The organism is Brevibacillus ruminantium (genome assembly GCF_023746555.1).
Taxonomy (GTDB): domain Bacteria; phylum Bacillota; class Bacilli; order Brevibacillales; family Brevibacillaceae; genus Brevibacillus; species Brevibacillus ruminantium.
Genome location: NZ_CP098755.1, coordinates 1,977,040 through 1,989,582, shown reverse-complemented (window position 1 = coordinate 1,989,582; position 12,543 = coordinate 1,977,040). Strand labels below are relative to the sequence as shown.

Sequence of the window (12,543 nt, the reverse complement as noted above, 5' to 3'; positions counted from 1 at the left end):
AAGAAAGAGGCATGCCCCGGTTTACGTACCGGAGTATGCCTCTTCTTTGCTTTCGAAGGATAGATTTTCCAAGCTATTCAGTGCCTGCTCCAGATCATGGATCAGGTCATCAGCGTCCTCCAAGCCCGCGGACAGTCGAATCAAACCGTCTGTAATGCCTCTGCACACTCTCTCTTCTTTTGGCATAGCAGCATGTGACATCGTGGCAGGATACGACAAGATTGTTTCGACCGCCCCCAAACTCACGGCTACGATGGGCAGAGTCACCCGATCAAAAAGCGCTTTAGCCCTCTCTCTGCTGCCGACATCAAAGGATAGAACGGCTCCATGTCCACTGGCTTGTCTGGCTTGCAGGAGATGTCCCGGATGCTGCTCCAAGCCTGTATAGTATACCTTCTTCACTTCGGGGTGACCGGCCAGCCAGCGGGCAATCTTGTCAGCTGTCCGGGTGCTTACATCGAGACGTGCTTTTAATGATTTCAAGCCGCGCATGACCAGCCAGGAATCCTGCGCCCCCAGTACGGCCCCCATCCCGTTTTGAATAAAGTAAAGCTGCTCCCCTAATTCCTTGTCCCTGGTTACGGCCAAGCCCGCAACTACGTCACTGTGCCCGCCGATAAACTTGGTGGCTGAGTGAATGACGATATCTGCTCCCAGCTCCAGCGGTCTTTGATAGTAGGGGGTCAAAAAGGTGTTGTCGACAATCACCAGCAGGTTGTTACTGCGTGCCAGCCTGCAGATCGCCGCAATATCTGTAACCTTCAACGTCGGATTGGAGGGTGTCTCCAGATAAATGCCGCGCGTACAGGGGGTGATTGCTTTTTCCACTTCGGCGAGCGAGGTCGTATCCACGAAAGTAACATCAATGTTCATCCGTGACAAAACTTTGGTTAAAAAACGATACGTCCCGCCGTAAACGTCCTCTGCAACGACGATGTGATCTCCTGCCGAAAAGAGCATGAAGACACTGGAAATGGCCGCCATTCCGGAAGCAAAGGCAAACCCCCGCTCCCCGCCCTCCAGTACGGCAATCGCATCCTCCAATGCCTGGCGGGTCGGGTTGCCGGAGCGCGAATAATCAAAAGCGCCCGGCCGGTCAAGATCTGCTTGATGAAAGGTAGAGGCCTGATAAATCGGCGTAGAGGCGGCACCCGTTGCCGGATCAAAACAACTGGTTCCATGCAAAAGCTTGGTAGCAAATTTCATCGGATACACTCCCTCGCAACCAGACTGGCATCTAGCGCCTGACATAAATCCGCAATCAGGTCCTCCGGATGCTCAATTCCAACTGACAACCGCAGCAATCGATCACATACACCTACGTATTCCCGAACCTCCTGCGGTATATCAGCATGTGTCTGCGTCGCAGGGTACGTACATAAGGACTCCACTCCGCCGAGGCTCTCTGCAAAAGAAACAATGTTCAGACTCTCCAGAAAGGGGCCGACCTGTTCCGGGAAGCGGACGCGAAACGAAACCATACCGCTGTATCCGCTCGCCTGTTTGCTTTGAATGTCAAAGCCCTCCTGAGCCTCTAGACCGGGGTAAAACACTTCCGCAACAGCCGGATGCTCCTGCAGTTTCCTGGCGATGGCCAAAGCGTTGCTCTGATGGCGTTCCATGCGCAGGGCCAGCGTCTTCATCCCTCTGAGAAGCAGCCAGCAATCATTCGGACCGAGGACTGCACCGATTGAATTATGCAAAAACCGGACCTTTTCAGACAACTCTTTTCCCTTGGTCACAATCAGTCCAGCGAGAACATCATTATGTCCCCCCAGATATTTTGTGGCACTGTGCAGGACCAAATTCGCCCCCAATTCCAGCGGCCGCTGAAAATACGGCGTCATGAATGTGTTGTCCACCAGGGTCAACAGCCCATGGCGTTTGGCGATTTCAGAGACGGCCTGGATATTGGTAATCTGCATCAGCGGATTGGTCGGTGTTTCGACCAGAACCGCTTTTGAATCCGGCCGGATCGCCTGCTCGAATGCTTGCAGATCACGCAAATCGACGTAGCTGAAACAAAGGCCGTAACGGCTCAGAACTTGCTCAAAAAGGCGGTACGTTCCCCCGTATAAATCAAGCGAAACAATCAAATGATCTCCTTGAGAGAAGAGCCCCATTACCGTATGGATCGCTGCCATCCCCGACGCACAGGCAAATCCGGCATCCCCGCTTTCCGCTTCTGCGATTGCCAGCTCGAGCACCTCTCTCGTGGGGTTTGCGGTACGGGTGTAGTCAAATCCAGTACTTTGTCCCTGGGCGGGGTGGCGGTATGCTGTTGCGTTGTAGACAGGGAAGCTGACAGCACCTGTGGTTTGGTCTCTCCCGACTCCAGCCTGAACCAGTTTTGTTTCCAAGTACATCTCGTTCTCTCCCTCCGATGGTGATTGAGGGCATGAAAAAGCCCTCTTTTCTTTTGAAAAGAAGGCTTTGTTTACGTCGCCGTAAGCAAATCCTTCTCATCTTTCAGAGCAATCATGCTCTGCAGGAATTAGCACCAGTATTGTCCTGTAAACAGGAAAATTGGTTGCCGGGCATCATCGGGCCAGTCCCTCCGCCTCTCTGGATAAGAAGTTTGCTATTCAATTTGTTGAACCTAATAGTACCGGATTGAAGAAGGTACTGTCAACTGATTATTTCCCTTTTTTTACCCGTTCTCTCTATTCCGCTCCGCGAAGCGCTGTCATCACCTGATTATCCAGCTTGGCAGCTGCATTTTTATCGTATGTTTTTTCATACTGCGGTTCTACAGAAATGCGGGAACCATAAAACATGACATCTCGCACAGCTTCGATGGTGACTTCTACCATCGCCAGCTTGAGCGGAACACCCTCCATCCGCTCGCTCTTTAGGGCAGCCTTGCCATTGATCGCAAAAGAAGAGCCTGCGCCGATTAGATGCAGAACAATCTGCGGTTCCTTGGCAATATTGGCTAAAATCCGGGAGCGATTATCGACGGCAAACCGAATGACTTGCGGGGTAGCCGCATAGGTCCAGGAAAGTGAGCTAAGCGAAGGAGCCCCCGACTCATGGTCAACGGTGCCGAGTGTGATAAAACGCTCCTGTTGCAACAGCCCAAACAATTCCTCCGAAAGTGTCTGGGAAACGGTCTCAGCCATTCCGAAGCCTCCTTGTGAAAAGTATTGTACGTCTATTGTACCCGGCCTGGTAACGATAGGCAAACGTTTACGCTCTACGCTTGATTATCGCCTTCTTTTTGCCTACACTGGTAGATACCGGAAAAATAGTAAAAGGGACAGGAGGAGACTTCGGATGACACAAACACCTACGGACCGCCTGTTAGAAAAAATAGACCAGCTCCTGAGTGAATTGCAGGAGGCGCGAAAGTTAAATGAACGTATGGACAAGATCGCCATGTTTCTTGAGGATATCCGCTTGGCCGACGTGATTCAGAATTATACAGCCCCGCGAAAACTGCTGTGGATCAATTTCCTCGCAGGTCTTGCACGGGGCCTTGGCCTCACCATCGGTACCGCCATTGTATTGACTTTACTTGGATCGGTTCTGAGCAAGTTTCTCTCCGTCCCGATTATCGGAGACTATATCAAGGAGCTTGTCGATTACGTTTCCAGCTATTATCATCATCAGCCTTAGTCGTCATCACGGTCGTCATCTTGGTCGTCATCATGGTTGTCGTTCCCGTGCTTTTTCCAATAACCGTAAGCATTCCCGTTCGAATGCTTATTTTCTTTTTTCTTGTCATTTTCTTTTTTCTTCTCGTTTTCTTTCTTCTTTTCGTTTTCTTTCTTCTTTTCGTCTTCCTGTTTCTGTTTCTCCCCGTTTACCGGAGTTCCATGAGGGATATCCGCCTGAGTGACTACCTTGCCATCGATGACCAGCTCCAACTGAACGGATTTGGCACTGTAGGAACGGTTCTTGTAGGAGAGCTTCACTTCAAATTTACCGTCATCTTTCAGCTTTACCTCGTGCTTCTGTCCATCTGGCGCGATCACATACAATGTGGCCTTCTTGTTCTTGCTGTAGCCGCTTACCTTGCCTTCTACCTCGATTTCCTTGTCTTTGGCATCCAGCTTTGCTTTCCCGGTGATATTGTAGTCAGCAGGCTTGGCCGGATCTGGCTTGCTTGGGTTTTCAGGCTTGGCCAAAGCTAGAACTTCGATCCATTGAGAATCCAGCTTTTTGCCGTCTTTGTAAACCTCGACGAGTACTTTCTCTTTACCTGCTTCCACATTCTTGAAGGTTACGGAATAAGAACCGACACCCTCCCAAAGCTTTTTCACACCAGCCTCTCTGGTTTCGCCATCGTAGCTCACTACTACTTTGCCGTTCTGGATATTCACCACGCCGTTTACCTTCAGCTCACTCTTCCGGCTGTCCAATACGGCTTGGGAATGGATCAATGTATGAGCGTCAAGCACTGTACCTGTGTTCACACGTACTTCACGCGTATCTACAAGCTTGTCATTTACATATGCCTTCACTGTGGCGTACTGGGGAGTCGCACTGACGACGGAGGCAAAGCTGACCGTAAAGGTATCGTTTGCATTCGGCATCACTTCCATGACGTCACCGTTTGGCTTGACGATCACGACCTTCGTCACATCTTCTGTCACTTCGCCTTTCAGGTAGGTGGTGTTCTCTTTGATCTCCGGATTCAAGCTGAGGAATCCCTGATCGACTTCATTGAAGCGGACTTCCAAATAGATATCACTGTAGTATTGATTGTAAATCCGATTCCATTCCGCTTCATTTTTTTCAATGAAGGTTTGCATTTTGACGTCGAGGTTCAGTTTATCCACCACAATGTATAGATGGTCAGCCTGAGTTTTCAAAAGCAGATTCAATGTCGCCGGGTCTTTCGCTGCCAACTCTTTCAGATTGTAACGCGTAACCTGTTTGCCTTCTTCATTCATGACAACTTTTGTTGCACTGCTGTTGCCGAGGGAGCTGGCATTGGCCAGGAGCGGAACCGCCCCTCCAATAATCGTTGCTGCTGCAAGAACAGCAAGCACGGGCTTGGTCATGTATTTTTTCATTGATGTATTTCCCCTTTCCATATTTCCCCTCATGCCTTTTGGCACAATTACTGACGGCCTGTTACACGGAAAGGTTGCAGGATTTTAAAAAAGCAGCAAAATAGCAAAGAGCCCCTCACCTTGAATGGACGGGGCTCTTCCTTGTGCTTTCACGCTTTTGCTACTGGTTGTAGCGGGGTTCACTTTCAATGGCCCGCAAAAGAGTTTCCGCCTCTTCGCGGTCAAACCGGCGTTCGGATCTCTCGTCATCAAATAAAGCCGTTACGACGTAGCAATGTTCTTCAGCATGGTAAGACAATTCACTGGCCTTGTGGTCTTCCCGCAGGATTTCCTCAAAAAAAGAGGCAGTATCCGCTGCAGAGCGGTCTTCCGGTCTGGCTTCGGCCACAAGCTTGATCTGCAGCCAGTTTGCAAGTGCATCCTCACGCTTCATCCGGCTTCCCTCACTTTCGTGTGCTGCCATCGGGCTTGATTCTGACTTTGACAATCACCAGAATCGCGATAGCAATCAGGAGTGCGCTCTTCACGGGCAATTGTACATCCAGGATGGCAAAGATCAATGCACCTGCAAACAGGAGGATATACAGCAGAACATTTTTCAGAATCGGCATGCGTATCCGCGTGGCAAAACCGAGATAATAGACGAGGATCAACTGCACAAAAATAATCCAGGCCCGGTAATGGTCTGCCCACATGCGAAAACTGTCATATAGTGAAGGTTCTCCCGCCCCAGAGGGAGAATAGGTGGAGACAAGGTCAAACCATTCCATTTGCTATCCCTCCTGGCCTGCCGACATGCCACTTCCGCGAAGTTCATGCAAATAGACCATTTCCTCGGCATATTCCCGCTCGTCATCCACCGGAGTCTCCAAAATGACCGGCAAGTGCTGCAGCTTCTTGGACACGAGGAATTTTTTCAGCGCACTGCTGCCAATTTCCCCTTTTCCGATCTTTTCGTGACGGTCTTTTCTGCTGGCAAACGGTGCCTTGCTGTCATTGAAGTGAATGGCAACCAGGTGCTCCAGATAACCTGTGCTTTCCATTTCGTCCATCAACTGATCAAAAGTTTCTTCGTTCCACTCTCCTGCTGCAAACGAGTGGCATGTATCAAAGCAGAAACCGATTTTCTCCGCATTTTTGGTTGCGCCGCGAATTTCCATCAGCGAAGAGAGGGTCAGCCCCAGCTCGGAGCCTTGTCCAGCCGTATTTTCCAAGAGTAGCTTTACACTGCCCTCATACTGATCCAGGATCAGATCGAGCGTCTCCACCATGCGGCGGATGCCGTATTCCTCTCCCTCTCCTACATGCTTGCCACAGTGTACAACCGCACCTTTGGCCCCATACGCCTCGGCAATGTGCAGATCTTCCAGAATCGAACGAATCGTCACTTCCTGCAAATCTTCCTTGGGCGTAGACAAATTGGTTATGTACGGTGTGTGACAGATCAGCTCAAGATCGTGCTGCCGCAAAAGTGCAACCCCTTTTTCTGCATCTTTATAATCCACTTTTTTGGGTCGTAGACCGCGCGGATTTTTTGTAAACACCTGCAAGGATTCTGCTCCCAGCTCAACAGCGCGCAGAACTGCACTTTCCAGTCCTTTGCCGACACTAATATGGCATCCGATTTTCAATCTATATTCACTCCTACTTCAGTATACAGTCTCGTCCATTTCACTTTATCAGTTGCTTCGGAGACTGTCAAAATTCCAATTGCAGCGTCATTTGTTTCCCATGCATTCTCGTCCCTCTTTTTTCATACGCTTTGGTAAAAAGGGTGAGCGGGAGGGGTTTGTGTGAAGCATTCCCAGGCATTGGCCAGTCTTCAATTTTTGCAAGAACAGTTTGACTACGCAGTCATGCATGATTCCTGCAGAAGAAGCGGAAATGGGGAGGTACGAACCATCATTGTTCAAAATCCAGAGGGAGTAGTACGCGTCCTGCAAAGTACCGTACGGAAACGAACCGAATCCACTCAACAAATCATCTTGTCTGAAGTGGAGATGAACATCCTCAAGCAATTGACCTGAACATTCGCTCTGGAAGCAGCTCTCTTTTCCGTGCTATAGTGGACGGGATGACTACTCTTTGAAAGAGGTGGAGTCCTTGAGTATCCATGACATTCCTGTCACAACCATAACCGGCGAGGAAACGACGCTGGCAGACTTCAAAGGAAAAGTACTGCTGATTGTCAATACAGCCAGCGCTTGCGGCCTCACACCACAGTACAAGGGCCTTCAGGAGTTGTACGAACGCTATCAGGACCGCGGCTTCGTTGTTCTCGGCTTCCCCTGCAACCAATTCGCCCAGCAAGAGCCTGGCACGGCTGATGAAATCGCTGCTTTCTGCGAGCGCAATTACGGAGTCACCTTCCCGCTGTTCGCCAAAATCGACGTAAATGGGCCAGATGCTCATCCACTGTACCAGTACTTGAAAAGCCATGCACCAGAAGGCGAAGACCAAGAAATCGAATGGAACTTCGCCAAGTTTCTCGTAGACGGAGCGGGAATGGTTGTACAGCGCATCGATCCGCGTGTAAAACCGGAGGAACTGACGGCGTTGATTGAGGAATATCTGCCTGCTGGTTGAGAAAAAACAGCCCTCGGACACTCATCGTTGCTTGATCATACGATGAAAGCATCCTGTTCCAGTTTACACGGGTCAAAAAAAGCCGCCTTCAAAGAGGCGGCTTTTTCTTTTCCCTTGCTTGATGCTTGCGATTAAGACTGAGCGACATAGCGTTTTTGTTTTTCATAACGCTCGCGCTCAGATTTGGTCAGATATTTTTTGCGCAGACGAACAGATGTCGGGGTAACCTCGCACAGTTCATCGTCGTTCAGGTATTCCAGCGCCTCTTCGAGAGTCAGGAGACGTGGTGTTTTCATTTTGACGGTATCATCTTTCGTCGCCGAACGAACGTTGGTGGCATGCTTTTCTTTGCAGACGTTGACGGTCAGATCGTTATCGCGGTTGTGTTCCCCGACGATCATGCCTTCGTACACTTCGGTACCCGGCTCGATAAACATGATGCCGCGGTCTTCCACAGACATCAAGCCATAAGTGGTTGCCGTACCAGTCTCGTTGGAGATCAGTACGCCAGCATGGCGACCACCCACACTTCCTGCTACCAGAGGGCGATAGCTGTCAAAGGAGTGGTTCATAATGCCGTAGCCACGCGTAATGGTCAAGAATTCGGTACGGTACCCGATCAGACCGCGAGATGGGATAATGAACTCCAGGCGAACCTGGCCAAATCCGTTGTTGATCATATTCACCATCTCGGCTTTTCGCTGGCCAAGGGTTTCCATAACAGGACCCGTATACTCTTCCGGAACGTCGATAATCAGTCGTTCCGCCGGCTCCATTTTCTGTCCATCAATCAGACGAACGATTACTTCCGGTTTGGATACACCCAGCTCGAAGCCTTCACGGCGCATGTTTTCCACCAAGATAGAAAGATGCAGCTCGCCGCGCCCGGAAACCACATAGGCATCAGGCGAATCCGTTTCTTCCACGCGGAGGGAAACATCTGTCTCCAGCTCGGCCATCAGGCGATCACGCAGCTTGCGAGAGGTGACATGTTTGCCTTCGCGCCCAGCAAACGGGCTGTTGTTTACGAGGAAGGTCATCTGAAGAGTCGGCTCGTCGATTTTCAGCAGCGGCAACGGATCTGGATGATCGGTGTGACATACGGTCTCACCCACGTTGATGTCTTCCAGGCCGGAAATAGCAACGATGTCGCCCGCTTTTGCGGTTTTTTGCTCGACGCGTTGCAGCCCGGAGAAGCCAAACAGCTTTTGCACCCGCATCCGTTTTACACTGCCGTCGCGTTTAACCAAGGCAACGGTGTCATTTACGTTCAAAACGCCGCGATAAATACGGCCGATTCCGATTCTTCCCAAAAAGTCGTTGTAATCCAGCATCGTCACCTGCATTTGCAGCGGCTCTTCAGCATTGGCATCCGGTGCTGGAATATGTTCCACAATGGTATCAAACAACGGACGCAAATCACCCTCCAGTTTATCCGGTTCCAAACCGGCGATACCTTGCAGACCAGATGCGTATACAATCGGAAACTCCAATTGTTCTTCATTCGCGTCGAGATCAATAAAGAGGTCGTAAATTTCATTAATCACTTCTTGCGGACGTGCGTTATCACGGTCCACTTTATTGACCACGACGATTGGCGTTACATTCGATTCCAGCGCTTTTTTCAAGACGAAACGCGTTTGCGGCATGCACCCTTCAAATGCGTCTACAATCAAGATCACGCCATCCACCATGCTCATGATCCGTTCCACTTCTCCGCCAAAGTCGGCGTGGCCCGGTGTATCAAGAATGTTAATGGTGTACTCTTTGTATTTTACGGATGTGGTTTTTGCCAAAATCGTAATTCCGCGCTCCCGCTCCAGATCGTTGGAGTCCATCATCCGCTCCTCTACATGCTGGTTGCTGCGGAAGGTACCAGATTGAATCAACAGTTTGTCCACCAACGTAGTTTTCCCGTGGTCGACGTGGGCAATAATGGCTATGTTGCGTATGTCAAGACGCTTCATGTAAACCTCCTCGTTTATGCGTACAATTTATATTAACAGGTTGAGAAAAATGGCACAATGGGGCGTTTTGACAAGCCCCTTCCTGAGTAATGAGTTTGCAGGGTACTCATACTAAGTTCAGGAGGTGGCTCACCATGAATAAAAAATGGATGTATCCCGTCGTTGGATTGCTAATATTGGCCTCCCTGCCTGGCTGCGGCAAATCCAGTACGGGTCCAAACCCCAAAACACAAAATGCAGCTCAGACGCAAAAAGCAGCGCAAACACAAAATGCTGCCCATACACAAAAGGCAAGACCCCAAGCTGGGACTCAGGGAACGGCGCAAACCAATATGCATCCCTACACCACCAACTATTTCCATTATGACGGTACCCAGCAAAGGATGGGCGTCAACCAGTTTGACCGGATTGCAGCGGAACGTCTGGTAAGAGCTGCTAGCACTGTGCCCGGAGTTTCGGGGGCAACTGCAGTCGTACACGGCAATGACGCTGTCATTGGCGTAAAAACCCGCTTCCCTGCCAATCAAACTCAGCAGCGTCAGGTGATCGAGCAAAAAGTCCATGCAGCGGCCCGTTCCGCTTCACCCCAAATGCGTATCCGGGTGACCTCCGACGATCACATGTACGGTCGGGTGCATCGTCTCAGCACTTCCCTCACCCACGGAGTTTCGAACGCAGCCCATTCGCTCACGACCGGGCCAACCACAGTGGGAGGAAACCTCTCCAACGCCGCTGGCGATTTCACTGCCTTGATTCGTGATTTGGGACGATCTGTTACGGCGCCTTTCCGTTAATTTTCGTGGATGCATGGTTTTTGACACAAAAGAGGTGCGGACATTGCCGCACCTCTTGGCTTTTAAGAATCGATAATTACTTGCTTGCCACCTCAGCCGACTTCATTTCCGGTTCAACGACTTGCAACTCGCCTGTTCCACGAACCAATTTCTTCGCGTACACTTTTTCCGGCTTCAATACTGATACCAGATAATCAATAGCGACTTGCGGGTCTACAGTCTCACCGCAGGTGTAGCAGTCCAGAGCCGCAAATCCTCGCTCCGGGTAGGTGTGAATAGACAGATGGCTTTCCGAGAGAAGAACCAGAACGGTAGCCCCTTGAGGAGAAAACTGCTTAGCTTGCACACTTAATACGGTGGCACCACAGCTTTCAGCAGCTTCGATCATTTCCTTTTTCAAAAACTCTGCGTCGTTCAACAAGTCAAACTGAACTCCCCATGTGTCAACGGCAACGTGTCTTCCGAAAGTTGAGTATTCCATCTTTCGGTTCCCCCTTCCTAGCAAGTGTAATGTTAAACATCGCTAGGACCTGCGTCATTCACTAACGGGGGCGGCTTCCCTCTTGTTATCCACCCTTTAAAGTGAATCCTGGTTCCTAATCCTGTTTCCAACGAAAACAACCATACCATGCTTCGGCCTACATTACAATACCTTTTACAAAAGAAAAATGCGGAAAACAAAAAATGGGCGCAAACGCACCCATTTTTTGTTAAGAACTGCGGCCTCAGGCTTCCAGTTCAAACAACCGACGTGACATGGCACACAATCGAGAGTCGATCATGTCGAGCTTTTCCGGGGCCTCATGTTTGGCCCAGTTTCGCAAGTCCAGCCATCTATCCGTCTCTTGTCGGATCGAATCAATCTCGCATTCACTTCCCGTTTTACGGAACAACATTTCCAGTTCCTTAGCTGCATGGGGAGCAGAATTTTCAAAAATGGACACTTCTTCGTCGTCGGAAATCTCCTGGATTCTTACGACAGAGCCCTCGTCGTAATGGTAAACGACAGTGAAGCCCTGATAAATCCGATGGACGATTCCGTGGCCTCGAAACGTTTTCATTGCCTTCCGCATAGCATTAGCCAGTTGCATATCTCGAATGAGGTAGGAGCTTTCACAGGAATACCGGTTGCCCTTACGGTGGAAAGTCAATTGAATCGCACCGCTCTGGTCCGTCAACAAAACGTCCCGATCGCCGTTTTCAAAAATTTTCATTTCGACTGAAATGTGCTCATTGGTGAAGAGAGAGACGAATCGGTTCAACTCTTCTTCGTTCATCGTAAAATAGGCCTTGGCGTAATTGGTTGCTAAACGCTGTGCCATAACTATCTCCTCAATTCTCTTGGTTTACCTGATCGCTGAGACGATAACAGTTTTCCCATTGAGGAGCTACGCTAAGTGTCGACGAAGGAACGTTGTAGAACCTGGCCTTGCCCAGCGAATCGAAAATCGCTTTGGGTATTGAAGGCGGATCACCTACTTTTCGTATTTAAAGCCGACCTTTATACACTTTATTATACTACGGGGTTTGCGAAATGTCTTGAGAGAAAAGCGGATGAATTTTCGCAAAACAGACGAATATCGGCTAAATTTTATCTTGACGCAAAAAGAACTCTGTAATTCTACAGAAAACTGCCAAAATGTACTGTTTTCCACGTCAAGCTCAGGAGGAGCGAGCGGCTGATTGATTCATCGCTTTTCGAATCGCTGTTTGTTCTTCTTCCGATAAATGGTACGACGATGAGCCTTGCTCAACCGGTTTGGCGTAGACACGGGACTCCATTCGACTGTAAATGCTGGTCATCACAACACCGTTTTGTGCATCATCCAGAATCGCCAAAGAAAAGCTGAGATCGCTTCCGATGTCTTCAAACGCGTTATACCGCACGATCCCGAGATTTCCGCTCTGTCCAGCAATTCGCTGGGACAAGCGATTCACCAAGAACTGCTGATCCACTTGCCGCTTTTTCATGTCATCCATTTCCTGAAAAAGCTGATGCATGCCTTCCTCCAGATTGGCTCCATTGGTTCCACTCAACAATTTGCTTAGCGACTTGCGGAGTCGACTGATGCGAACAGCCTGCAGGATCACGAGCAGAAACAACAGAAAAATAGCTGCAAACATGACCAAGAACAGGATGGGAGTGCTTTCCGCAAGTGATAGGACAGATTCCAT

General features: G+C 49.8%; 15 protein-coding genes and 1 riboswitch. Of the genes, 4 read left to right on the top strand and 11 right to left on the bottom strand.

Features of this window, described 5'->3' with window-relative positions; all coding sequences use genetic code 11:
* Positions 1–21 precede the first annotated feature (21 nt).
* The 3 genes from NDK47_RS09720 to NDK47_RS09710 all read right to left on the bottom strand — a co-directional run bounded on the left by NDK47_RS09720 (position 22) and on the right by NDK47_RS09710 (position 3,122).
* Positions 22–1,206, bottom strand: a complete 1,185-nt coding sequence (locus tag NDK47_RS09720; protein WP_251874623.1) for a trans-sulfuration enzyme family protein — start codon at positions 1,204–1,206, stop codon at positions 22–24.
* Positions 1,203–2,366 (bottom strand): aminotransferase class I/II-fold pyridoxal phosphate-dependent enzyme, encoded by a 1,164-nt coding sequence (locus NDK47_RS09715; protein WP_251874622.1) that lies wholly within the window; start codon positions 2,364–2,366, stop codon positions 1,203–1,205. Before NDK47_RS09715 ends, NDK47_RS09720 begins: the two co-directional genes overlap by 4 nt.
* A gap of 93 nt (positions 2,367–2,459) precedes the next feature.
* A riboswitch (SAM riboswitch) is annotated at positions 2,460–2,576 on the bottom strand.
* Between the two features lie 87 nt (positions 2,577–2,663).
* Positions 2,664–3,122: a pyridoxamine 5'-phosphate oxidase family protein gene (locus tag NDK47_RS09710; RefSeq protein WP_251874621.1), complete on the bottom strand. Its 459-nt coding sequence runs from the start codon at positions 3,120–3,122 to the stop codon at positions 2,664–2,666.
* 154 nt (positions 3,123–3,276) lie between these two features.
* On the opposite strand from NDK47_RS09710, the gene NDK47_RS09705 reads away from it, so the two are divergent.
* A complete protein-coding gene (locus NDK47_RS09705; RefSeq protein WP_251874620.1) occupies positions 3,277–3,618 on the top strand; it encodes a DUF5665 domain-containing protein in 342 nt (113 codons plus the stop codon).
* Here NDK47_RS09705 and NDK47_RS09700 read toward each other — a convergent pair.
* From NDK47_RS09700 to NDK47_RS09685, 4 genes are all read right to left on the bottom strand, one after another.
* A complete protein-coding gene (locus NDK47_RS09700) occupies positions 3,615–5,021 on the bottom strand; it encodes a hypothetical protein (protein ID WP_251874619.1) in 1,407 nt (468 codons plus the stop codon). The genes NDK47_RS09705 and NDK47_RS09700 overlap by 4 nt on opposite strands.
* 160 nt (positions 5,022–5,181) lie before the next feature.
* Positions 5,182–5,454, bottom strand: a complete 273-nt coding sequence (locus NDK47_RS09695; RefSeq protein ID WP_251874618.1) for a hypothetical protein — start codon at positions 5,452–5,454, stop codon at positions 5,182–5,184.
* A 10-nt stretch (positions 5,455–5,464) separates the two neighbouring features.
* The gene (locus NDK47_RS09690) at positions 5,465–5,791 is read right to left on the bottom strand and encodes a YlaH-like family protein (protein WP_251874617.1); all 327 of its coding nucleotides are present in this window, start codon (positions 5,789–5,791) and stop codon (positions 5,465–5,467) included.
* A 3-nt stretch (positions 5,792–5,794) separates the two neighbouring features.
* Positions 5,795–6,652, bottom strand: coding sequence for a deoxyribonuclease IV (locus NDK47_RS09685; RefSeq protein ID WP_251874616.1), 858 nt, complete (start codon positions 6,650–6,652; stop codon positions 5,795–5,797).
* Positions 6,653–6,814: 162 nt separating this feature from the next.
* Between NDK47_RS09685 and NDK47_RS09680 the strand changes: the two genes are divergently transcribed.
* A complete protein-coding gene (locus NDK47_RS09680) occupies positions 6,815–7,048 on the top strand; it encodes a hypothetical protein (RefSeq protein ID WP_251874615.1) in 234 nt (77 codons plus the stop codon).
* A gap of 76 nt (positions 7,049–7,124) precedes the next feature.
* A complete protein-coding gene (locus tag NDK47_RS09675) occupies positions 7,125–7,607 on the top strand; it encodes a glutathione peroxidase (protein ID WP_251874614.1) in 483 nt (160 codons plus the stop codon).
* A 131-nt stretch (positions 7,608–7,738) separates the two neighbouring features.
* Here NDK47_RS09675 and typA read toward each other — a convergent pair whose 3' ends face one another.
* Positions 7,739–9,574, bottom strand: a complete 1,836-nt coding sequence (typA, locus tag NDK47_RS09670; protein WP_251874613.1) for a translational GTPase TypA — start codon at positions 9,572–9,574, stop codon at positions 7,739–7,741.
* A gap of 134 nt (positions 9,575–9,708) precedes the next feature.
* On the opposite strand from typA, the gene NDK47_RS09665 reads away from it, so the two are divergent.
* Entirely contained in the window at positions 9,709–10,368 is a 660-nt protein-coding gene (locus NDK47_RS09665) for a YhcN/YlaJ family sporulation lipoprotein (RefSeq protein ID WP_251874612.1), read from the top strand.
* A gap of 76 nt (positions 10,369–10,444) precedes the next feature.
* Here the strand turns inward: NDK47_RS09665 and speD are convergent, their stop codons facing one another.
* The 3 genes from speD to NDK47_RS09650 all read right to left on the bottom strand — a co-directional run bounded on the left by speD (position 10,445) and on the right by NDK47_RS09650 (position 12,543).
* Positions 10,445–10,849 carry an adenosylmethionine decarboxylase gene (speD, locus tag NDK47_RS09660; protein WP_251874611.1) on the bottom strand — a complete coding sequence of 135 codons (405 nt, stop codon included), beginning with the start codon at positions 10,847–10,849 and terminating at the stop codon, positions 10,445–10,447.
* Between the two features lie 244 nt (positions 10,850–11,093).
* A complete protein-coding gene (locus tag NDK47_RS09655) occupies positions 11,094–11,690 on the bottom strand; it encodes a hypothetical protein (RefSeq protein ID WP_251874610.1) in 597 nt (198 codons plus the stop codon).
* A gap of 340 nt (positions 11,691–12,030) precedes the next feature.
* Positions 12,031–12,543, bottom strand: coding sequence for a DUF4446 family protein (locus NDK47_RS09650; RefSeq protein WP_251874609.1), 513 nt, complete (start codon positions 12,541–12,543; stop codon positions 12,031–12,033).